The sequence below is a fragment of the Spirosoma areae genome, assembly GCF_054781775.1.
This window is the reverse complement of the sequence record NZ_BAAGTT010000023.1, coordinates 40,533-61,877: the sequence shown is the minus strand read 5'-3', so window position 1 is coordinate 61,877 and position 21,345 is coordinate 40,533. Positions and strand designations below refer to the sequence as shown.

The following is a 21,345-nucleotide window of genomic DNA, read 5'->3' as shown; positions in this document are numbered from 1 at the left end:
TCTGAATAGCACGCGGATGACGCAGATGTTGCGGATTAACACAGATTAAAATCAAATCAGCGAAAATCCGCAACATCTGCGTCATCCGCGTGCTATTCTTCTAAATCAGCAACCGTTCCACTTCTAACGCCGGAAACAGTTTGATAAAATGTGCTTTAATCAACTGACTGAGCAGGAGACGTTTATACACTTCGGTTCCGCGCACGTCGCTGATGGGCGAGATTTCGGTTTGAGCGATGGCAATGGCGTCAATAACAATCGCTTCCAATATTACCTTCCCCCTTAGAAACGCTTCGGTTTTCGGTAAACGTTTGGGAATTGGCGCGACGCCCCCGGCTGAGATTTTAATATCCTTAATTGCCTCATTGTCAACGCTTATATACATAGCCGAATTGACGCTCGCAATGTCGAGGTGGGTTCGTTTACAGACTTTCTCGAAGCTAAACCGGGTAGTTGCGTCAGGCAGGGTAAACCGGATTTTGTCAAGAAATTCGTCGGGTTGTTTGTCGAGTGTTTTATAACCTGTATAGAGGTTTCGGAGAGGTACTTCCCGCATAGTAATGCCGTTACTCAAGGTCAGAATCGCATCCAGCGCCAGAAAGAAAATCGTGAAATCACCGATGGGGGAGGCATTCATAAAGTTGCCGCCGATAGTTGCCATGTTGCGGATGGGCGTCGATGAGACCAGCTTTGTAATCTGCTTTAAATCTGCAAAATACGACTGCATCACTGCCGATTCGAGCAGGTCGGTCACCGTTGCCGACGGCCCAATCATACACTGATTGCCTGCCTGCGAAATTCCCTTTAAATCAAGGTTATTGGACAAAAATTGTATAGCGGCATCCTTGATTTCGTCGTGCTTTTGCACGTACAAATCTGTTCCGCCACCAACCCGCTGCGCCGTTGAATTTTCAGTCTGTAACTCGCCATTCAGGTGCAGCGCCAATGCTTGCAACCGCTCCTGAATGGTGGAGAAATAAGCGGGTAAAATTTCCTGATTTACGGCAAACTGAAGCGGGTCTTCGCCACTCCGTTCCGCCAACCGATTCACTACCCGACCAGCCGCCCGCTCAATGGATTTGTAGCCCGTGCAGCGGCAGATATTCCCGTCGATGGCCGCAATAGCATTTTCAGATGTTGGCTCTTTTTCACTCAGACAGAATCCGGCCATCGACACCACAAACCCCGGCGTACAAAACCCGCATTGCGTCGCCGATTCGTCGGACATGGCCTGCTGAATCGGGTTGAGGTCGTCCCTATTGACACCTTCGATGGTGACGATGTGTTTGCCGTGGGCATTGCCCAGTGGCATCAGGCAGGAGGTGGCCGTGCGGTAGCGGAGTTCGCCGTTTTTCAACTCGCCCACCATCACCGTGCAGGCTCCGCAATCGCCCTCGCGACAACCAATTTTGGTGCCCGTCAAATGCTGGTGATACCGCACAAAATCGAGCACCGTCGTGCCGGGAAGCAGGGTGGTCTGAACTTGTTTGTTATTGAGGATGAAGGTAAGCACGTGGATTTAGGTTTTGGTTTAGGTTTTTTTGGGTGAGGGTTGACACTTTGACAAAGTTCTAAACTTTGTCAAAGTGTCAACCCTCACCCAAAAAATCTAAACTTTTTCAATGGTCATTCAGCGGTAACCCTCTGCGCTGAAATTCTTTCCAGTTCAGGTATTCGTCGCCTTTGCGCTGTTCCACCATCGTGATGCAGCTATCGACCGGACAGACTAATTTACACAAGTTACAGCCAACACATTCCTCTTCTTTGATGGAATAGGTGTTGAAGGGCTTGCCATACGTCAGGTTAATGGACTGATGGGACGTGTCTTCGCAGGCGATGTAACACAGGCCACAGTGAATGCACTTGTTCTGGTCGATGTTGGCAACGATGTGGTAGTTGATGTCCAAGTCCTCCCAGTGCGTGATGGTCGGCACCGATTTGCCGATGAAGTCGCCGAGGGTTTTAAAGCCTTTTTCGTCCATCCAGTTGTTCATGCCGTCGCACATATCCTCAATAATACGGAAGCCGTGCTTCATGACAGCCGTGCAAACCTGCACGTTCGACGCGCCGAGGAGCATAAACTCGACCGCATCTTTCCAGGTCGTTACGCCCCCAATGCCCGACACCGGCACACGCGACGTAATCGGGTCCTGCGTAATGGTGGTCAGCATTTTCAGCGCGATGGGCTTCACCGCCGGGCCACAATACCCGCCATAGACTGACTTACCGGCCACGTATGGATTCGGTACAAACGTATCCAAATCTACCCCCGTTATCGACTGAATCGTGTTGATGAGCGAGAGCGCGTTTGTGCCGCCCTCCACCGATGCCCGGCCCGTTGGCACCACCGAATGCACATTGGGCGTCAGCTTGGTAATGACCGGAATGGTGGCCCGTTCCATCACCCACTCGACCACCATTCTGGCGATTTCGGGGTCCTGACCCACAGCCGCGCCCATGCCGCGCTCAGTCATGCCGTGCGGACAGCCGAAGTTGAGTTCCAGCCCGTGTGCGCCGGTATCTTCGACCTGCGCGATGAGTTCGTGCCAGTTCTCGCGAGAGTTATCGGCCATGAGCGAAACAACCATCGCCCGGTCGGGAAACAGCCGCACGCATTCGGCGATTTCGCGCAGGTTGATGTCGAGGGGCCGGTCGGAGATGAGTTCGATGTTGTTGAACCCCATCATTTTGGTGCCGTTGAAATCGACCGCCGAATATCGCGACGATACGTTTTTGACCTGGCTGCCCAGCGTTTTCCAGACGACGCCACCCCAGCCCGCTTCAAAAGCACGCAGGACGTTGTACTGTTTATCCGTCGGGGGCGCACTCGCCAGCCAGAACGGGTTCGGCGATTTGATACCGAGGAAATCTGCGCGTAAATCCGCCATTTAGTAAAGAATTAATAGAACGCGGATAACGCAGATGGTTATGATTAACAAAATCAGTGAAAATCATAACCATCTGCGTCATCCGCGTTCTATAATAAAAGTTAAGATCGCCCTTGCTCCATCCTTCCCCGCCTGCACCGCATCGACAACTTCTTTGCCGCCGTTTACGCAGTCGCCACCGGCAAACACGCCTGGAATGTTCGTAGCGCAGTGTTCGTTAATGGCCACTTTGCCGCTCCAGTGATTGAGTTGGTTGCGGCTAACCAGTTCTTCATACGGCACCTGTCCGGCGGCTTTGATAACCATGTCCACGTTGAGCGTAAACGTCTCGCCCGTTTCGACCGGCGACCGACGACCGCTCGTGTCGGGTAAGCCCAATGCCATGACGTTGCAAATTAGTTGGGTAACCCGACCGTTTTCACCCCGGATTTCCTTTGGAGATGCCAGCCAGATAAGGTTGCAGCCATCTAATTTAGCCAGATTTAGCTCAACTTCGGTGCTTGGCATCTCGGCCTGCGTTCGGCGGTAAACAATGGTTACCTCTTTGGCACCCAGCCGTTTGGCCTGCGTGGCCGCGTCAATAGCGGTCATACCGAGGCCAATCACAGCCACCCGGTCACCAACGGGAACAGACGGATACCCTTTCTCACGAATGTCGTAAATGAACCGAATGGCATCTTCAACGCCGGTGAGGTGCTCGCCGGGAATGGCCAATTGCCTCGCTACGCCAACCCCGATGCCGATATACACCGCGTCGTAGTTAGCCTGAAGTTCTGCCAACGAGACATTCCGGCCCAACTCCTGGTCATACTTAATGTCGATACCGCCCAGCGACGTGATAAAATTGACTTCATCTTCGCAGAATTGGGGCGTCACTTTATAGGCCGCAATGCCGTAGGTCATCAGACCACCGCCCTTGCTTTCTTTCTCGTAGATGGTTACGTCGACACCCTCACGACTCAGCACATGAGCGCAGCTTAATCCGGCCGGACCCGCCCCCACAACGGCTACTTTGCGGCCCGTCGAGGGTTTCCGCTGGAACAGCGGCCATTTGTGCTCAATCGCTTTTTCGGTCGAATAGCGTTGTAGTTTGGCAATAGGAATGGGCGGTTCTTCCAGAAAATTATACACGCACGAGCCTTCGCACAACTTCTCGACCGGGCACACTTTCGAGCAGCCGCCCCCCATGATGTTGGCATCCAGAATGGTATAGGCTGAACCCTTGACGTTGTCGGTCGTAATCTGCTTGATGAACTTCGGAATGTTGATGCTCGTGGGGCAGCTTTTTATGCAGGGCGCATCATAGCAAAACAAACACCGATTCGCTTCTACCAAAGCCGCTTCGCGCGACTCGAACGGCGGATGAATGTCGCTGAAGTTTTGCTCATATTGTTCCGCCGTTAATCGGTTATTGACTATCATTTTAATGAACAATGTACAATGAATAATGTACAATGAAGCGGTTTAGTTATTACGTTTTTCTGGTCGGCTTAACCCCTAAGTCTCCTGAAGGGGATTTAGGGGTTAAGCCGACTCGTCAACAAATGCGCTTGACGCTTAATCCTAAACAGATTCAATGAATAATGTACAATGATAGAACCAGGCTTATGCGTTACGCCTTGTCCATGCGGCATTGTACATTATTCATTAATCTACAACTCAACATTCATTAATCTACAACTCAACTAATTTATCATACGTTTCTGGCCGTCGGTCGCGGAAGAATTGCCAGACGCTGCGGACTTCTTCGATTAGGTCTAAATCGAATTCCGAAATCAGCAGTTCGTCTTTATCTTCCGAGGCCTGGGCAAAAATCTGGCCGCGCGGGTCAACGAAATACGACGAGCCGTAGAACCGCCCCAGATTCCAGGGTTTTTCTTCACCGACGCGGTTGATGCAGCCCATAAAATAACCGTTGGCTGCGGCATGAGCGGGCTGTTCCAACTTCCACAAATACTGCGACAAACCAGCCACCGTTGCCGACGGGTTGTACACAATTTCGGCCCCGTTCAGCCCTAAGCAGCGTGCGCCGTCCGGGAAGTGGCGGTCGTAGCAGATGTACACGCCCACTTTGGCATAACGGGTCTGGAAAACCGGGTAGCCTAAGTTGCCGGGTTTGAAGAAAAATTTCTCCCAAAAACCCGACGTGTGCGGAATGTGATTCTTGCGGTATTTGCCCAGATACGTCCCGTCGGCGTCGATGACGGCAGCGGTGTTGTAGAGCACACCGGCCTGCTCTTTTTCGTAGACCGGAACGATGATCACCATGTTGTATTTTCTGGCGTATTCGGCCATTCGGTCGGTGGTGGGGCCGGGAACCGATTCTGCCGACGCATACCACGAACGGTCCTGCCCCGGACAGAAATAGGGCGTATTGAAAATCTCCTGCAAACACAGAATCTGCACACCTTTCTGACCGGCTTCGTCGATAAGCGGCAGGTGTTTCTGCACCATCGCTTCTTTAATTTCGTCAATCGTGCCTTCGCCTTCGGTCTTCGGCAAACTCATTTGTATCAATCCCGATTTGATAATTCGTGGCATAATTCAGTTTGTGGTTTGTTATTATGGTGGTGTCGGGTTTGAGAACCCGACACCAATTGCTGACGCGAGCATGTCGGGTTTGAGAACCCGACACCACAACACGAGCCTTAAATCTTCCCGCTTACTTTATTTCGTTTTATAAACTGTCCATATCCTTTTTCGACCCGGCAATTTCCCTCATCAATGGCAACCTGGCCACGCAACAGAACGGTTTTCACTTTGCCCGTTACTTCCCAGCCTTCGTAGGCTGAATAATCAACATTCATGTGGTGGGTTTTGGCTGAAAGGGTGTGTTTTTCGTTGGGGTCGAAAATAACAATATCGGCGTCGCTGCCAACCGAAATTGTTCCTTTTCGGGGAAACATACCGAAGATTTTGGCCGGGTTCGTGCAGGCGACTTCTACGTATTTATTCAGCGTGATGTTGCCTTTGTGAACGCCCTCGCTGTAGAGCAATTCCATGCGGTTTTCGATGGCCGGGTGCCCGTTCGGAATTTTCGAGAAGTCGTCTTTGCCCATCAATTTCTGCTCCCACATAAACGGGCAATGGTCGGTGGCGACAACCTGCACAAGTCCCTGATTGATACCGGCCCAGAGCGTTTGCTGGTCCTTCTTTTCGCGCAACGGTGGACTCATCACCCATTTAGCTCCCTCTGCCTCATTTTCGTAAAGCGACGCATCGAGAACTAAGTATTGAATGCAGGTTTCAACGAACACTTTCTGATTGCGCCGGGTCGCGTTTCGAACGGCATTCAGGGCGCCCTCGCAGGTGAGGTGAACGATGTAGCCGGGGCAACCGGTGTAGTCAGCCATGTCGGCAAAACGGCCGCTCGCTTCGGCTTCGGTCACTTCCGGCTGCGAGAGGTAATGGTAAAGCGGGGCCAGTTTTCCCTCGGCGCGGTGTTTGGCGATGAGGTAATCAATGACATCGCCATTCGTTGCGTGAACCGTAACCATGCCGCCCTGCTGTTTCACCTCCTGCATGAGTCCAATCATCTGCCGGTCGTCAATCATCAGTGCACCTTTGTAGGCCATGAATGTTTTGAACGAGGTAATGCCTTCATCCTCAACTATCTCCTGGATTTCGGCTTTTGTGTCTTCGTTAAAATCCGTAACGGCCATGTGAAAACTGTAATCGCCGACGGCGGTTCCACTGGCGCGGGAATTCCATTCGGCGAGGGCTTCTTTCAGCGAATGACCCTGTTTTTGCAGCACAAAATCAATGACCGTTGTGGTGCCGCCGTGCAGAGCCGCACGGGTGCCCGTCTCGTGCGTATCGCTCGAAAAGGTGCCCATGAACGGCATATCCAGATGCACGTGCGGGTCAATGCCGCCAGGAAAAACCAACTTGCCCGACGCGTCGATGACCGTATCAGCTTGCATAGAAAGGTCGTTCCCGATGGCGTTAATCGTTTCGCCGTCTACGAAAATATCAGCGATGTAATCATCCGCAGCGGTGATGATTCGGCCGTTTTTAATCAGAATGCTCATTGTCTTTTCCGCATCAAAACTAAATACACACCCGCGCTCACGAAAAAACCGACAAACCAGGCGTAGTTGTAAATCTGTGAAATCCAGCCAGGGATACTATTGGCCGGAATTACTTTTATGGTCACCAAAAAGCCGGGAATATTGGGTAAAATACCCGCCAGTAACGCAATGATGGCCGCTGAATTGTAGCCGTTTCTAAAGCGATATATACCCGTCTCGCTATACAAATCGGTGAGGATTAATTGCTGCTTCCGCAGAAAAAAATAATCAGCAATCATGATGCCGCCCACCGGCCCAAGCAGGCTCGAATACCCGACTAACCACGTAAAAATAAAGCCCGTCGGGTCGGCGATTAATTTCCACGGAAAAGTAAGAATGCCGATAACGCCGGTGATGTAACCGCCTTTCCGAAAATCAATTTTCGACGGGGCCAGATTCGCGAAATCATTGGCCGGGCTAACGATGTTGGCAGCAATGTTCGTCGCTAAGGTTGAGATAGCCACGGCAATCATAGCAACGCTCACTAATAGTTTACTATCGAATTTTCCGGCCAGTACGAGCGGGTCCCAGATGGTAGTGCCGTAAATAATGGTCGTAGCCGAGGTGACGACGACACCAATAAAGGAAAACAATGTCATGGCCGGGGGCAGTCCGATAATCTGGCCGTTTACCTGCGCCTTCTGACTGACGGCATAGCGCGTAAAATCAGGAATGTTCAGCGATAAGGTTGCCCAGAAACCAACCATGCCGGTGAGGGCTGGGAAGAAGAACGCAAAAAATTGGGCAGAACTGGTGAATTTAGCCGGTTGCTGTAAAATTGGTCCCAAGCCGTTTCCGGCCGAAATAGCCCACCAGAGCAACGCCAGGGCCGCAACGGGCAGAAAGAACGCCTTGAAAACCAGCAGCTTTCGGATGCTATCGACACCGAGATAGACGACGTACATGTTCAGCAGCCAGAACAATAGGAAGCAAATAGCGGGGCCAGTCTGCAAACCATACGAAGCAGGAAATAGTTGAGGTAATGTTTCTAACGACGGAATCCATAACCGCAGCATCTGGTAGAGGGCAAACCCGCCAATCCAAGTTTGAATGCCGAACCAGCCGCAGGCCACAATCGCCCGCAGCAGAGCTGGAATATTAGCCCCCGCCGTGCCGAAACTGGCCCGCGCCAATACCGGAAACGGAATGCCGTATTTGGCCCCGGCATGACCGTTCAGCACCATCGGAATCAGCACGATGGTATTGCCCAGAAAGATGGTCAGAATGGCCTGCCACCAGTTCATGCCGCCTTCGATGAGCGAACTCGCCAGCATGTAGGTTGGAATGCACAGGCTCATGCTAATCCACAGAGCAGCATAGTTCCAGGTCGTCCAGGTTCGTTTCGACGCGGGAATCGGTGCTAAATCGTCGCTGTAGAGGGCGGAGGATTCGTTTAGGGTTGGTTCGGTAAGTGTTTGCATTTTAAGTTCGTGGTTTGTGGTTCGTGGTTTGTAGTTGGCTGACGCCGGTCCGCCGGTGCGGTCAGCGACTCATGCGTCAGCCAACTACAAACCACAAACACTATAAACTTACATACTCATCTGCAATACTCAACGCTTCGCTGATGATGGCGAGTCCTTCGTCGATTTGCTCTTTGGTGACACACAACGGTGGGGCCACAAACACGTAACTCCAGCGCACAAAGGTGTACATACCCAACTCTTTGATTTTGGCGGCTACTTTGGCCATAATCGCCATTTCGTCGGGTTTGGCGTTGAAAGGGGCCATCGGTTCTTTCGTCGTGCGGTTTTTAACCAGTTCAAAGCAACCCAGCAAGCCGGTATTTCTGAAATCGCCGATACTCGGATGCCGCTGCTTTAGTTCTTCCGCCCGCGCTTCGATGTAGTTGCCCATCTCGGCGGCATTCTCAATCAGGTTGTCATCTTCGTAGATTTTCAGCGTTTCCAGCGCAGCCGCGCAACTAACCGGATGGGCTGAATAGGTCATGCCCGTTGCCAGCAAGGTATCGTCGTATCGGGAAGCGATTTTATCCGTGACCATCAGACAGCCGAAGGGCAGATAGCCGCTGGTAATGCCCTTCGCCATCGTCACCATATCGGGGATAATGCCGTGATTCTCAAAGCCGAACCATTTGCCCGTTCGTCCAAAACCGCTCATTACTTCGTCCATGATGAGCAGGATGCCGTGTCGGTTACAGATTTCCCGAACGGCGGCCAAATAGCCTTTCGGGTATTGAATGCAACCCGACGTACCCGATTCACCTTCCAGCAAAATAGCCGCAATATTACCCGGTCCTTCGTAGGCAATCATGCGCTCCAGTTGGGCGACCGAATCGGTCAGCATACTGGCTTCGTCGTGGTTCCAGCGGTACAGATACGGAATGTCGATATGCACGAAATTGGGGGCCTGCTGGGCATCATCGGGGAGTTTGCGCGGGTCGCCACCGGCCGATAATGAGCCGTAGGTGGAACCGTGATACGACTGATACCGAGTCAGAATTTTATGCCGCCCGGTGTACAAACGCGCCAGTTTGAGCGCGGCCTCGATAGACGTAGCCCCGCACAACGTAAAGAACGCTTTATTCAAATCGCCGGGGCAGATTTCGGCCAGTTTCTTGCCCAGTTCTCCCCGAACTTTCGTCACGCAGTAGGGTGTCACATAACTCACCTCCTGCATTTGCCGGACAACAGCCTCTGTAATTCGCTGGTCGCCGTGCCCGATATTGACGTTCATCAGGCCCGACGAAAAGTCGATATAGCGTTTGCCATCGTAGTCATAGAGATAAACGCCTTTCGCGTATTTGACCGCAATGGGCGAAATATTTTTCTGTTTGCTCCAGGCGAAGACTGTGTAATCAAAATTATCCTGAAGGACGTCCTGCGTTTCGGAAAGGGTTGTTGTGTCAAGCATGGGGAAAGTTGTTTTTACGTTTTGAGATTGATTTTTAGGCTTTGACACTTTGACAAAGTTCTAAACTTTGTCAAAGTGTCAAAGCCTAAAAATCAATCTCAAAACGATTATTCCATTATAAAACCAGAAAAATCATTGTCATCATGTTCTTGCTCATGGAAGGCTGTATACGCATTAACTCCTCCAAACCACGCCAATACATACTCTCTTACCAAACGGGTTGGTTTAGTCGACAGATGGCTTCGATAAGAAGAATATGGATAGTGTCGAAAATCACTAATCAATCTGTGTTTCTGAGGATTGTGATGAATGTACCAAATTAAACGAGTAAAATACTCCTCGTCGTTTACCTCCTTTCTTTCAAAAGGAGTTTCTATCAACGCTCCCGTTCTGCCAACGGCTTTGTTTATCGTTTGGGTATAACTGCTAAAAAGTCTTGCGAATTGTTTGCTGGCAATATGCTCTGTGCTATGAAGACCACCTATTTTTTGCTCACGTTTTTCTGAAATTAATTGTTGCTTCAGTATGTGTTCGGATTTAACTCGTATCAATAAATGAAAATGATTGCCGAGTAAACAATAAGCGAACGTGTCAACTACGGGAGTCATAAAATCAGCATATCGTTTAAGGAAAAAGAAGTAATTACGTTCTTCCATGAAAATGGTTCCCCCATCGATGCCTCGATTAAAAATATGGTATGTTTTCTCGGGTTCAAGAGCAAAATAGTTCACAAGTCAATCAGACTGATTTTGTACGTAGTTTTCTTATTGAGTTGATTGAGATTTGACGGTTAAAGGTTGACACTTTGACAAAGTTTGGAACTTTGTCAAAGTGTCAACCTTTAACCGTCAAATCTCAATCAACTCATCCAGTTAATTCCTGCTTCGGGGTTCCATTTGGTGGTGCTTTTTTTGAGTTTCGTCCAGAATTCGATGGAGCTTTTGCCCGTAATGTCGCCCACCCCAAAACGGCTTTCGTTCCAGCCGCCGAACGAAAATGGTTCGCGCGGGACGGGTACGCCCACGTTCACGCCCACCATGCCCGCACTGGCTTTGTCAATCACGTAGCGGGCCATACCGCCGTTTTGGGTGAACACCGAAGCTGCATTGCCGTAGGGATTGGCGTTCTCGATGGCTAAGGCTTCATCGACGGTATTGGTCCGCATGATGCTGATGACCGGCCCGAAAATTTCCTCCCTGGCAATCGCCATATCTGAGGTCACGTAATCGATGACCGTTGGGCCAACATACGTCCCGTTTTCTTTACCGGCCACCGTCGGGTTGCGGCCGTCGACTAAAATTTTGGCGCCCTGACTTTCTGCCTCCGTAATGTAGCGTTCGATGCGTTCTTTAGATGCACGGTTGATAACCGCCCCGAGATTTTTCCCCGGCACTACTTTCCGGGCTTCCTCACACAGTTTTTCGATGATGTGATCGACCGGGCCGACCGCCACCATCGCCGATGCCGCCATGCACCGCTGACCGGCGCAACCAGCCATCGACGCGGTGATGTTCTGGGCGGTCATGCCCGGAATGGCATCGGGCAGCACAATGAGGTGATTTTTGGCACCGCCCAACGCCAGGCACCGTTTGAAATTACTGGTTGCCCGTTGGTAAACAAGTTTGGCAATTTTGGTAGACCCCACAAACGACACCGCTTCGATACCCGGATGGTCGCAGATGGCTTCGACTACTTCGCTGTCGCCATGCACGATGTTAAAAACGCCCGGTGGTAAACCGGCTTCCTGCAACAACTCCGCCAGTCGTCCTACGCTTAACGGGACTTTCTCCGATGGCTTGATAATCATGCAGTTACCCAGGGCGATGGCGTTCGGAACGGTCCAGTTGGGCACCATGCTGGGGAAGTTGAACGGCACGATACTGGCTACTACACCCAGGGGGACGTGTTCCGTTCTGCACTCAACGCCCCGGCTCACTTCCAGAATCTCGCCCGTAACGATTTGCGGTAATGAGCAGGCAAATTCGGCCAGTTCAGCACCCTTTTCGATTTCGGCAACGGCTTCGTCGTAGGTTTTGCCATTTTCCTCCTGCACCAGTGCAGCCAGTTCTTTTAAGTTTTTCTCCAACAGGACCTTATACCGAAAAAATACCTGTACTCTTTCTTTGAGTGTTGTCCGGCTCCAGGCTGGGAATGCCGCTTTAGCCGCCTTCACGGCCGTATCTAAATCAGCAGCAGACGACATCGGAACGGTGGATAGCAACGTGCCATCCAACGGTGAAATTACGTTCAGCGTCTGGTCGGTCGATGCATCGGTGAACTGCCCGTTTATATAATTCTGAACAGGGGTATACTTCATAATTTGTACGCTAAAATTGCATATTTTGCAAAATTAGGAAGCGCAAACTAAAAATTATTTAGTACTAAGTCAACTAATCGCAATATTTTTACGGCATGAATTTGTTGCTATGGATAAGAACCACACGACGCTGGATGACCTGGACTTTGCCATTCTGTCTTGTCTTCAGCAGGATGGCCGGATGTCATTTACTGAAATTGCGGACCAGTTGCACGTATCGGTTGGCACCGCCCGCACCCGATTGAATCGGCTCATCGACGAAGGCATCATCAGCATTGTGGGGCGCGTTGACCCGGATAAGGTCGGCTTTGGGGCGTATGCACACATTGCGGTGTATGTGCGTCCGGCCACGCTGAAGGAGTCGGTGGCGCAGGAAATTTCCGCCCGGCCCGAAGTTAGTTTTTTAGCCAGTACGTCGGGCGATTATGACCTGGAAGTTGACGTGATGTGTCCCGATAATAACCACTTGGTGCAGTTTGTTAATGAGATTTCCGCGATTGAGGGCGTCTATCAAACCAAAACGACCCTGTATTTTAAGGTCTATAAATACGCCCAGCCAGATTTGAGGTTGTTGAGGTAAATCAGAAATCGGTTGTATGATAACGTTGAAAATTAGTAGCCCACCGCTTTAGCTGTGGGGTTTGGTGATAAGGGGTAGCAGATTACTCAACCGTTTCAACGGTTTGCTATTCCCAAAACCGTTGAAACGGTTCAATTTCCAGCCTTGCTCATTTACCTTAACCCACGACTTGAGTCGTGGGTTGATAAACTCCTCCTGCACACGCGTAAACTCGCTTTAGCTGCGTTCCTGTCATTTCACCACATTCCGCCGTTGCCGACGCCAGCGCATGATTAGCCAGATGACACCGGCACTCACCAATCCTACCGGTACAAAATAAAATAAGCCGACCACCACGCTGCCCATTACCCGAAATCCATCGGTCAGGTTATGCCAGATTTGGGCATAGAATGGGGCCTCGGGCCGCAGGGCTACTTCGGTTTGTTGATAATACGTTAAATTGATGGTGCTCAGGGCAACCTCATCTTTTAGTTGGCGCAGGTCGGCTTCCTGCACCTCGCGCTCCTCCCGAATGCCCGCCAACTGCTCTTCTATTTTCAGCACATCGTCTACGCTGCGAGCCTGTTTGAGGAGTCTCAGGTAGGTTTCCTCGGCGGCTTTTTTGCTCCGAATCCGGGCTTCAACATCCACGTACCGGCGCGTAACGTCCTCGCTCGTAATGGTTTTTATGTCCTGATAAATGGCTTCGTTTAGCAGCGAAGCCAGCAGCGCATCAAACCGAGTGGCTGGCACGCGAATGGTCAGGGCATTCTCGATGCTGTTGTCGCTTTTGGTTTCGTTCGAGCTGGCAATCTGCCCGCCTGCCTGCCGAACCGCCTGCCCGATAGCCTGCCCCGACTTCGCAAAATCGCTGACCCGAATTCGCACCTGCGCGTTGCGGATAATCTTTCGGCTGACCGACGCCGATACCGAAGGCTGACCCGGTTTTGGCGCTGGCAGTGATTCGGGCGCCATTTGTTCATCTTCCGAAGGGCTGTCCTGCTCAGGAATAAGCGCTTTCATGGCCCTGTCGCCGGTTGCCGAAGATGCCGGCATGGCTTGTTCCGGCTTCGACTGACAGGCCATAGCTGTCAGAAATATCGCAAGCGTCAAAATTTTATTCATAGCCGTAAGATGCCTGTTATCATTAATTTCCATAAGCCGGAATGGTAACCCAAACCGGTGTGAAAACAGCCTGTTATTCGCTATTTATCGCGTGTTGAGCCGTCATTGGCGAACTGTCAGCCAGTAGCTGTTGTTACATTAATATAACTTGTCCGGTAGTCCGGCAATCCTCCCCCATCGGTTCATCGTACATCGTTCAGCACTTGTTGGTTTGTACAAGTCAGTGGTTTTGCGCCTATATTTGGCCGAACCGCGTTGGCGATTCGAGGAAAAAGGGAGCGGAAACTGTTACAACCTGAACACCACATTATGTCGAAAAACTTAGTCATTGTAGAGTCGCCGGCGAAGGCAAAAACCATCGAAGGCTATCTGGGTAAGGACTTTACGGTGAAGTCGAGCTTTGGTCATGTCCGCGATTTGCCCAAAGATGGGCTGGCTGTCGATGTAACCAATGGATTTAAGCCGTCTTACGAAATTTCGCCCGATAAGCGAAAATTAGTGAGTGAACTGAAGTCATTAGCCAAGTCGGCCGACGTGGTGTGGCTGGCAACGGACGATGACCGCGAGGGGGAAGCCATTTCATGGCACCTTAAAGAGGCCCTTGGCCTGCGCGACAATACGAACCGCATCGTTTTCCGCGAAATCACCAAGACGGCCATTCAGAACGCCATCAAATCGCCCCGCACCATCGACGTCGATTTGGTGAATGCCCAGCAGGCCCGGCGCGTGCTCGACCGGCTGGTGGGGTACGAACTGTCGCCGGTGCTGTGGCGCAAGATTAAAGGCGGCAGCACGGGACTATCGGCGGGCCGGGTGCAGTCGGTGGCGCTGCGGCTGGTGGTGGAGCGCGAACGCGAGATTGATAAACACGCAGCGAAGTCGTCGTTTAAGGTCGCGGCTCAGTTCATTGTCGATGGCAACAAAGTCCTGAACGCCGAACTGCCGAAGAATTTTGCGACCTCCGGCGAAGCCCGCGCTTTTCTGGAAGCCTGCATTGGCGCGACGTTTACAATCAAGAACTTAGAAGTTAAGCCCGCGAAAAAATCGCCTGCTCCCCCGTTCACGACCTCCACGCTCCAGCAGGAAGCCTCGCGCAAGTTGGGTTATTCGGTCGACCGCACCATGCGGATTGCCCAGAACCTGTATGAAGCCGGGAAGATTTCGTATATGCGGACCGACTCGACCAATCTCTCGCAGGAAGCTATCGACAAAGCCGTTGCCGAAATAAGCACGGAATTTGGCGAACAATACGTGCAGACGCGGCAGTTCAAAACCAAAAACGAATCGGCGCAGGAAGCCCACGAAGCCATCCGGCCAACAAACTTTAATGACCGCCATGCCGGTGGCGACCGCGACCAGAAACGCCTGTATGAACTCATCTGGAAACGCGCCATTGCCTCGCAAATGGCGGACGCGCAACTCGAACGCACGATTGTAACGATTGGCATTGGGTTTGCGAACGGAACGGGAACGACAGTACAGCCGAACCTTAGTTTTGACGTATTTGGCGAGGATTTTGATTCAGCCAGGCAGGTACGCTTTAATCCAGACGTTCCGGCGGCAAATACCACATTTCCGAGCGAACTCGTCGCGCAGGGTGAAGTGATTAAGTTTGACGGATTTCTACGTGTGTACCTCGAATCGAAAGACGATGAGGACGACGAAGACGCAAAGGGCATGTTGCCCCCGCTGACCATTGGGCAGGGGCTGAACCTCGGCCTGATGAGAGCAATCGAGAAATTTACCCGTCCGCAGCCGCGCTACGCCGAAGCATCGTTGGTTAAGAAACTGGAAGAAATGGGCATCGGCCGGCCCTCGACGTATGCGCCAACGATTTCAACGATTGTCAACCGGGGCTACGTCATCAAGCAGGACAAACCCGGTCAGGAGCGTAAATACATCGAACATACGCTTCAGCAAAACCAGATTAGCGAAACCAGCGGCAAAGAAACCTTCGGTTCCGAAAAAGCCAAGCTGTTCCCCACCAACACCGGTATTGTGGTGAACGATTTTCTGGTCGAATATTTTCCCGACATCGTGGACTACAAGTTTACGGCGACGGTTGAGAAAGATTTCGATGAGATTGCCGATGGCCGGATGAACTGGCAGACAATGCTGCAGGATTTTTACGGCGATTTTCACAAGAATATCGAAGACATTCAGGGGTCGTCGGTGGTGTCGTTCAAGACGGGTGCCCGCGAACTGGGCATCGACCCCCGCACGGGTAAGAAAGTGTCGGCGCGGCTGGGCAAATACGGCGCTTACACGCAAATCGGCGAATCGACCGACGATGAAAAACCGCAGTATGCCAACCTGCGCGACGGTCAACTGATTGAAACCATAACCTTGCAGGATGCGCTGGATTTATTTACTCTGCCCCGTGAGGTGGGCTTCTTCGAGGATAAACCCATGACCATCGGCATTGGCAAGTTTGGCCCGTATGTGAAGCACGACGACAAATATGTGTCGCTATCCCGCGAAGATGATCCGTATAGCATCGACGCCGACCGCGCCATTCAGCTCATTGAGGGCAAGCGGGCCGAGTCGGTAAGCGAAGCCATCGGTGAGTTTGAAGGCAAACTTGTGACGACGGGAAAAGGGCGTTTTGGCCCGTATGTGAAGCACGACGACAAATATGTGTCGCTGCCCCGCAATGAATCGCTGGCGGGCCTGAAACTTGAGCGGGCCATCGAACTGATTCTGGCCAAACGCCAGGCTGAAGCCAATAAATACATCAAAGAATTCCCCGAAAATCCGGCGGTTAAAGTCATCAATGGGCAATACGGGCCTTATCTGGCGGTTGGCAAGCGGAACATTCGCATTCCCAAAGACGTCGACGCAGCTACACTTACGCTTGAGGATTGCCTGAACCTGGCGGGCGACGAACCGGCATCGGCAAAAGCGCCCGCGAAAAAGGCGGCTGTCAAAGCGACGGCAAAAGCGCCCGTCAAGCCAAAAGCAGCTACTGCCAAAAAACCGACGGCTGCGAAGAAAGCAACGGCGAAAAAATAAGGTAAGTGATTTCGTTTTTTGTAAGCTGAAAATGCCTTCCCCACCCGGAAGGCATTTTGTTTTTACTGGCCCATACCCCCGAATTCATCCGGGGGTATCAATAGCTAACCCTTTGGATGAGCAGGAAAAAATGCGCTTCCGCAAAAATTGGCAGAGTACCCAAAAATCCTCACTATTTTGCCGCCTGAATCATCGTCAATACACCCCCCGAATGAACTACCTGATTTGTTGTCTTCTGTTTTCGTTTACCGCCATTGCCCAGTCTGATAATCAATACAATCTGATTCCGTTTCCCGCGCGGTTCTCCGGCCAGCCCGGACAGTTTACGCTCTCGGCCAATACCCGCCTAATCATTGCCCCCGCCACCGATGCCTCCGTTCGGGGAGTAGCCCAAACGTTTGCCAATCAGGTTAAAACAGCAACTGGCCTTGCGTTGCCCGTTGCACCGACCACTCCGGCCCTGGCGAAAGGCGCTCACATTTTTCTGTCGCTCAACAAGAAACTCGCCCTCGGCGATGAAGGCTACAAACTAACCGTAACGCCGGGCCGGGTGCTGGCCGAAGCCGCCACACCCAAAGGACTGTTTTATGCCACTCAAACCCTTCGTCAGTTGTTTCCCGTCGGCCCCCCGCCCCAGGCCCCGCGCTCCACGCTCACGATGCCCGCCTGTGCCATTACGGATAAACCACGCTTCGGTTACCGGGGCCTGCACCTCGACGTGTCGCGGCATTTCATGCCCGTATCGTTTGTCAAAAAGTTTATCAACGTGATGGCGATGCATAAGCAAAACACCTTTCACTGGCACCTGACCGATGATCAGGGCTGGCGCATCGAGATTAAAAAATACCCCAAACTGACGCAGGTCGGCAGCAAGCGGGCCGAAACCCTCATTGGCCAGTACACCCAGAACTATCCGCAGCAGTTCGACGGGAAACCGCATGGTGGCTTTTACACACAGGACGAAATCCGGGATGTGGTGCGTTATGCCCAAAGCCAGTTCGTGACTATTGTTCCCGAAATTGAAATGCCCGGCCACGCGCTGGCCGCTTTGGCAGCCTATCCCGAATTGAGCTGCGACCCGGCCAAAACCTATCAGGTGGCCACCAAATGGGGTGTTTTCGAGGAGGTTTTCTGCCCGTCGGAGAAAACGTTTGGCTTTTTGCAGGATGTACTGACGGAAGTGATGGCCCTATTTCCCGGTAAATACATTCACATCGGGGGCGACGAATGCCCAAAAACGGCCTGGCAAAACAGCGCGTTTTGCCAGGAGTTGATGAAGAAAAATAAGCTCAACGATGAGCACGAACTGCAAAGCTATTTCATCCGGCGCATGGAGAAATTTGTGAACAGCAAGGGCCGCGCCATCATCGGCTGGGATGAAATTCTGGAAGGTGGCTTGGCTCCGAACGCTACCGTCATGAGTTGGCGGGGTATTGACGGCGGAGTCGCTGCCGCCAAACAAAAGCACAACGTTATCATGTCGCCCGGTGCGACCTGCTACCTCGATAAGTATCAGGGGAATGCCGCCACCGAACCCCTGACGATTGGCGGCTACCTCCCCCTCGACCAGGTGTATGCCTATGAGCCAACGCCCGCCGAATTGTCGCCTGCCGAACAAAAATACATTTTGGGCGTTCAGGGTAACATGTGGACCGAATACACGCCAACTCCCGACGATGTGGCCTACATGGTTTTTCCGCGTGCCATTGCGCTGGCCGAAATTGGCTGGCTGCCACGGGGGCCGCGCAACTTCGAGGATTTCGCGCAACGGCTTAAAAATCACCTGCCTAAGCTCGATGCCATTCCGCTCAACTACGCCAAACGATTGTTCGACATTACGGCCACGACTCAGGCCAGCGAGCAGGGACAGATACAGGCGCGGTTGAGTAAATTAGATGCCGACAGCCGGATTTTCTATACGACCAACGGCAAAGAACCCAACGAACGCAGCCCGGAATACATTGGGCCAATCACGCTGACAAAAACCACTACGATTCGGGCCATGACCCGGACTGGAGGGGCGCCAACCGGCGGGCAACTCACCCAAACCTTTACGCTGCATAAGGGCAAAAACAAACCCTACACCTACGCCATTCCGCCGGATGCCAACAGCGACGCGCCAAAAGCAAAACTGACCGATGGTGTTCGGGGTGAAACGCCCCGCAGCCTGCGCGAATGGGTGTATTTCTTCGGTCCCGGCATGGATGTGACGCTCGACCTCGGCGATGTGACCAGCGTGACGAAAGTGTCGTTGAACTTCCTGAAAGTGATTTTAGACAAGAATTTTCCGCCCACGTCGGTCGACATAGCGCTCTCAAGAGATGGAACGGACTTTAAAGAAGCCATCAATCAGCCCGTTACTTACGCACTGACCGGTCCCTGGGATATTCTGCCCGTTGTGGCCGATTTCAAAACGGCGCGGGCGCGGTATGTTCGCATCCGGGCTAAAAATGCGGGCGTTTGTCCCGCCGGACACCCCAACGCAGGCGAAAAAACCTGGTTCGCTACGGATGAAATTGTTGTCGAATAAAGGCAGGGAGCGCGGGGCGTGGAGCAGGGATAGCTTCCGTGCCCCGCGCTCCCTGCTCCACGCAAAAACTTAAAATCATGAACACACGTCAGAAAATCGTCGTTTTATCGGGTGCGGGCATCAGTGCCGAGAGTGGCATTCCCACGTTTCGGGCCTCGGACGGGCTTTGGGAAAACCACCGCATCGAGGACGTCGCCACGCCCGAAGCCTGGCAACGCAACCCAACATTAGTGCAGGATTTTTATAACCAACGCCGGAAACAGGCCCTCAGCGTTCAGCCCAACGCGGGCCACCTGGCATTAGTGAAATTAGAAGAAAAGTTTGACGTGACGGTCATCACGCAGAACGTAGATAATCTGCACGAAAAAGCGGGTTCTTCCAATGTGGTACATCTGCACGGCGAGTTGTTTAAATCGCGCTCGACCAAAGACCCCGACCTGATTTACGACATCGAAGGCTGGGAAATAAAAGCCGGCGATTTGTGTGAAAAAGGCTCGCCATTACGGCCCCACATTGTCTGGTTTGGCGAAGCCGTGCCCATGATGGACATCGCGCTGGACATTACCCACGAAGCCGATATTCTTATTGTCGTCGGCACCTCGCTGAACGTGTATCCGGCGGCAGGTTTGGTCTATGCCGTTGGGAAGGACGTTCCCATTTACGTCGTAGACCCAAACATCCCTGACATGCAGAAACGCGCCAATCTCACCTTCATCGCCGAACCCGCAACGGTGGGATTAACAGAGTTAGCGGAGAAGTTGTTGAGGGAGGAATAAGAATTGCGCCATTTTGTGCTTTAGAAACTTCCAGCATGTGTTTACATTTGGCTGGTAACTAACAATTAACGAATGTAAAGATGACATTGAAAGAAGCCGTTCTAAAATGTTTAGAAGACATTAACGACATAACTAACTATTTGGCTGTTTATAACAAAATAATTGAAAAGAATTATTACGACTTTGGTTCTGCAAAAACCCCAGGTTCGACTATTTCTGCTGTTCTGGGCGACTTTATCAGAAATGGTGACTCACGAGTTAAACGCTTAAAGCAAGAAGGCGGAACATATTCTTATTATTTGACTAAAAATGAGCAAAATATTGGCATTGACATTTTATCTGGGGTAGTTGAGACACCAATTATTCCTATTGTGAAAGTTGATAAACTCAGAACATATGATGAGAGAGATTTACATAAACTTTTGAGTAGTTACTTAAAAAGTACAGGTATTTACGCAAAGACTATTTTTCATGAACAATCAACCTACGGGAAAGATAGCAACCAAATCTGGACACATCCTGATATGATTGGCATCAAGTTTTTAAGCTTACAGACAAAAGCCAGTCAAAACTTTTTAAAATTCACCAACCGTGTTGATACTTTTAAATTGAGCTCATACGAAATAAAGAAAGAAATAAACAGCGATAGTGAATTAAAAAAAGCATTTTTTCAGGCAGTTTCAAATTCAAGTTGGGCTAACTTCGGATATTTAGTTGCTTTTGAATTCAGCGATAGTTTGACCGAAGAAGTAGAACGACTTAATCAATCGTTTGGGATTGGTGTAATCGAGTTGAATGCAAATCCGTATCAGAGCAAAGTTTTATTTCAACCAACATATCGTGACTTAGATTTTAAGACAATTGACAAACTTTGCAAAATCAATAAGGAATTTGAAAAATTCATTGAACAGACCGAAAAGTTAATGACCGCAGAGGAACGCTATTACAAATCAACCGAGAAAGAGCTTGATGAATTTTGCGACAGTTATTTTGCAAATGACACAGAATTAGAAAAATATTGCAAGGATAAATACATACCGACAAAGTAATAAATATTGACTATAGCCTATGGAAGCAGACCAATTCCCGTAAAATAATGGTTAGTTTTTCTACCTCAGACAACACACAAAAGCTATCTATAATCTTCCCTCCCCACCTGCTTAATAATACTTTTCCGTAAATTTGGATATAAAAGCT

General features: G+C 51.1%; 15 protein-coding genes. 5 read left to right on the top strand and 10 right to left on the bottom strand.

Translation table 11 applies throughout. The features are described 5' to 3' along the window. Positions 1-100: 100 nt before the first annotated feature. The 9 genes from ACYVI1_RS09000 to ACYVI1_RS08960 form a co-directional block, all read right to left on the bottom strand. On the bottom strand, positions 101-1,513 hold the full coding sequence (locus ACYVI1_RS09000; protein WP_460909040.1) for an FAD binding domain-containing protein: 1,413 nt from the start codon (positions 1,511-1,513) through the stop codon (positions 101-103). Between the two features lie 106 nt (positions 1,514-1,619). Next, positions 1,620-2,888, bottom strand: a complete 1,269-nt coding sequence (gene preA / locus ACYVI1_RS08995) for an NAD-dependent dihydropyrimidine dehydrogenase subunit PreA (RefSeq protein ID WP_460909038.1) — start codon at positions 2,886-2,888, stop codon at positions 1,620-1,622. A gap of 78 nt (positions 2,889-2,966) precedes the next feature. After that, on the bottom strand, positions 2,967-4,310 hold the full coding sequence (locus tag ACYVI1_RS08990; RefSeq protein ID WP_460909036.1) for an NAD(P)-dependent oxidoreductase: 1,344 nt from the start codon (positions 4,308-4,310) through the stop codon (positions 2,967-2,969). A 252-nt stretch (positions 4,311-4,562) separates the two neighbouring features. Further along, entirely contained in the window at positions 4,563-5,429 is an 867-nt protein-coding gene (locus ACYVI1_RS08985) for a nitrilase-related carbon-nitrogen hydrolase (protein ID WP_460909034.1), read from the bottom strand. A gap of 107 nt (positions 5,430-5,536) precedes the next feature. After that, positions 5,537-6,919: a dihydropyrimidinase gene (gene hydA, locus ACYVI1_RS08980; protein ID WP_460909032.1), complete on the bottom strand. Its 1,383-nt coding sequence runs from the start codon at positions 6,917-6,919 to the stop codon at positions 5,537-5,539. Then, positions 6,916-8,379, bottom strand: a complete 1,464-nt coding sequence (locus ACYVI1_RS08975; protein ID WP_460909030.1) for an NCS1 family nucleobase:cation symporter-1 — start codon at positions 8,377-8,379, stop codon at positions 6,916-6,918. Before ACYVI1_RS08975 ends, hydA begins: the two co-directional genes overlap by 4 nt. 100 nt (positions 8,380-8,479) lie before the next feature. Further along, the gene (locus ACYVI1_RS08970) at positions 8,480-9,829 is read right to left on the bottom strand and encodes an aminotransferase class III-fold pyridoxal phosphate-dependent enzyme (protein ID WP_460909028.1); all 1,350 of its coding nucleotides are present in this window, start codon (positions 9,827-9,829) and stop codon (positions 8,480-8,482) included. A 107-nt stretch (positions 9,830-9,936) separates the two neighbouring features. Continuing rightward, positions 9,937-10,560 carry a transposase gene (locus tag ACYVI1_RS08965; protein WP_460909025.1) on the bottom strand — a complete coding sequence of 208 codons (624 nt, stop codon included), beginning with the start codon at positions 10,558-10,560 and terminating at the stop codon, positions 9,937-9,939. A 128-nt stretch (positions 10,561-10,688) separates the two neighbouring features. Beyond that, positions 10,689-12,146 (bottom strand): CoA-acylating methylmalonate-semialdehyde dehydrogenase, encoded by a 1,458-nt coding sequence (locus ACYVI1_RS08960; RefSeq protein ID WP_460909023.1) that lies wholly within the window; start codon positions 12,144-12,146, stop codon positions 10,689-10,691. A 109-nt stretch (positions 12,147-12,255) separates the two neighbouring features. On the opposite strand from ACYVI1_RS08960, the gene ACYVI1_RS08955 reads away from it, so the two are divergent. Beyond that, positions 12,256-12,726: an Lrp/AsnC family transcriptional regulator gene (locus ACYVI1_RS08955; RefSeq protein ID WP_460909021.1), complete on the top strand. Its 471-nt coding sequence runs from the start codon at positions 12,256-12,258 to the stop codon at positions 12,724-12,726. A gap of 231 nt (positions 12,727-12,957) precedes the next feature. Here ACYVI1_RS08955 and ACYVI1_RS08950 read toward each other — a convergent pair whose 3' ends face one another. After that, the gene (locus ACYVI1_RS08950) at positions 12,958-13,830 is read right to left on the bottom strand and encodes a DUF4349 domain-containing protein (RefSeq protein ID WP_460909019.1); all 873 of its coding nucleotides are present in this window, start codon (positions 13,828-13,830) and stop codon (positions 12,958-12,960) included. A 309-nt stretch (positions 13,831-14,139) separates the two neighbouring features. Here ACYVI1_RS08950 and topA point away from each other — a divergent pair, with 309 nt between their 5' ends. From topA to ACYVI1_RS08930, 4 genes are all read left to right on the top strand, one after another. Next, entirely contained in the window at positions 14,140-16,842 is a 2,703-nt protein-coding gene (gene topA / locus ACYVI1_RS08945; RefSeq protein WP_460909017.1) for a type I DNA topoisomerase, read from the top strand. Between the two features lie 211 nt (positions 16,843-17,053). Continuing rightward, entirely contained in the window at positions 17,054-19,372 is a 2,319-nt protein-coding gene (locus ACYVI1_RS08940) for a glycoside hydrolase family 20 protein (protein ID WP_460909015.1), read from the top strand. Positions 19,373-19,449: 77 nt separating this feature from the next. Further along, the gene (locus tag ACYVI1_RS08935) at positions 19,450-20,148 is read left to right on the top strand and encodes an SIR2 family NAD-dependent protein deacylase (protein WP_460909012.1); all 699 of its coding nucleotides are present in this window, start codon (positions 19,450-19,452) and stop codon (positions 20,146-20,148) included. 80 nt (positions 20,149-20,228) lie between these two features. After that, positions 20,229-21,197: a hypothetical protein gene (locus ACYVI1_RS08930; protein WP_460909010.1), complete on the top strand. Its 969-nt coding sequence runs from the start codon at positions 20,229-20,231 to the stop codon at positions 21,195-21,197. The last annotated feature ends 148 nt before the right edge of the window (positions 21,198-21,345 follow it).

Coding starts and splice junctions, on each gene's coding strand:
- topA (WP_460909017.1), top strand. CDS start 14,140: ATGTCGAAAAACTTAGTCATTGTAGAGTCGCCGGCGAAGGCAAAAACC.
- ACYVI1_RS08985 (WP_460909034.1), bottom strand. CDS start 5,429: ATGCCACGAATTATCAAATCGGGATTGATACAAATGAGTTTGCCGAAG.
- ACYVI1_RS08960 (WP_460909023.1), bottom strand. CDS start 12,146: ATGAAGTATACCCCTGTTCAGAATTATATAAACGGGCAGTTCACCGAT.
- ACYVI1_RS08940 (WP_460909015.1), top strand. CDS start 17,054: ATGAACTACCTGATTTGTTGTCTTCTGTTTTCGTTTACCGCCATTGCC.
- ACYVI1_RS08955 (WP_460909021.1), top strand. CDS start 12,256: ATGGATAAGAACCACACGACGCTGGATGACCTGGACTTTGCCATTCTG.
- ACYVI1_RS08935 (WP_460909012.1), top strand. CDS start 19,450: ATGAACACACGTCAGAAAATCGTCGTTTTATCGGGTGCGGGCATCAGT.
- ACYVI1_RS08970 (WP_460909028.1), bottom strand. CDS start 9,829: ATGCTTGACACAACAACCCTTTCCGAAACGCAGGACGTCCTTCAGGAT.
- ACYVI1_RS08990 (WP_460909036.1), bottom strand. CDS start 4,310: ATGATAGTCAATAACCGATTAACGGCGGAACAATATGAGCAAAACTTC.
- hydA (WP_460909032.1), bottom strand. CDS start 6,919: ATGAGCATTCTGATTAAAAACGGCCGAATCATCACCGCTGCGGATGAT.
- preA (WP_460909038.1), bottom strand. CDS start 2,888: ATGGCGGATTTACGCGCAGATTTCCTCGGTATCAAATCGCCGAACCCG.
- ACYVI1_RS08950 (WP_460909019.1), bottom strand. CDS start 13,830: ATGAATAAAATTTTGACGCTTGCGATATTTCTGACAGCTATGGCCTGT.
- ACYVI1_RS08975 (WP_460909030.1), bottom strand. CDS start 8,379: ATGCAAACACTTACCGAACCAACCCTAAACGAATCCTCCGCCCTCTAC.
- ACYVI1_RS08930 (WP_460909010.1), top strand. CDS start 20,229: ATGACATTGAAAGAAGCCGTTCTAAAATGTTTAGAAGACATTAACGAC.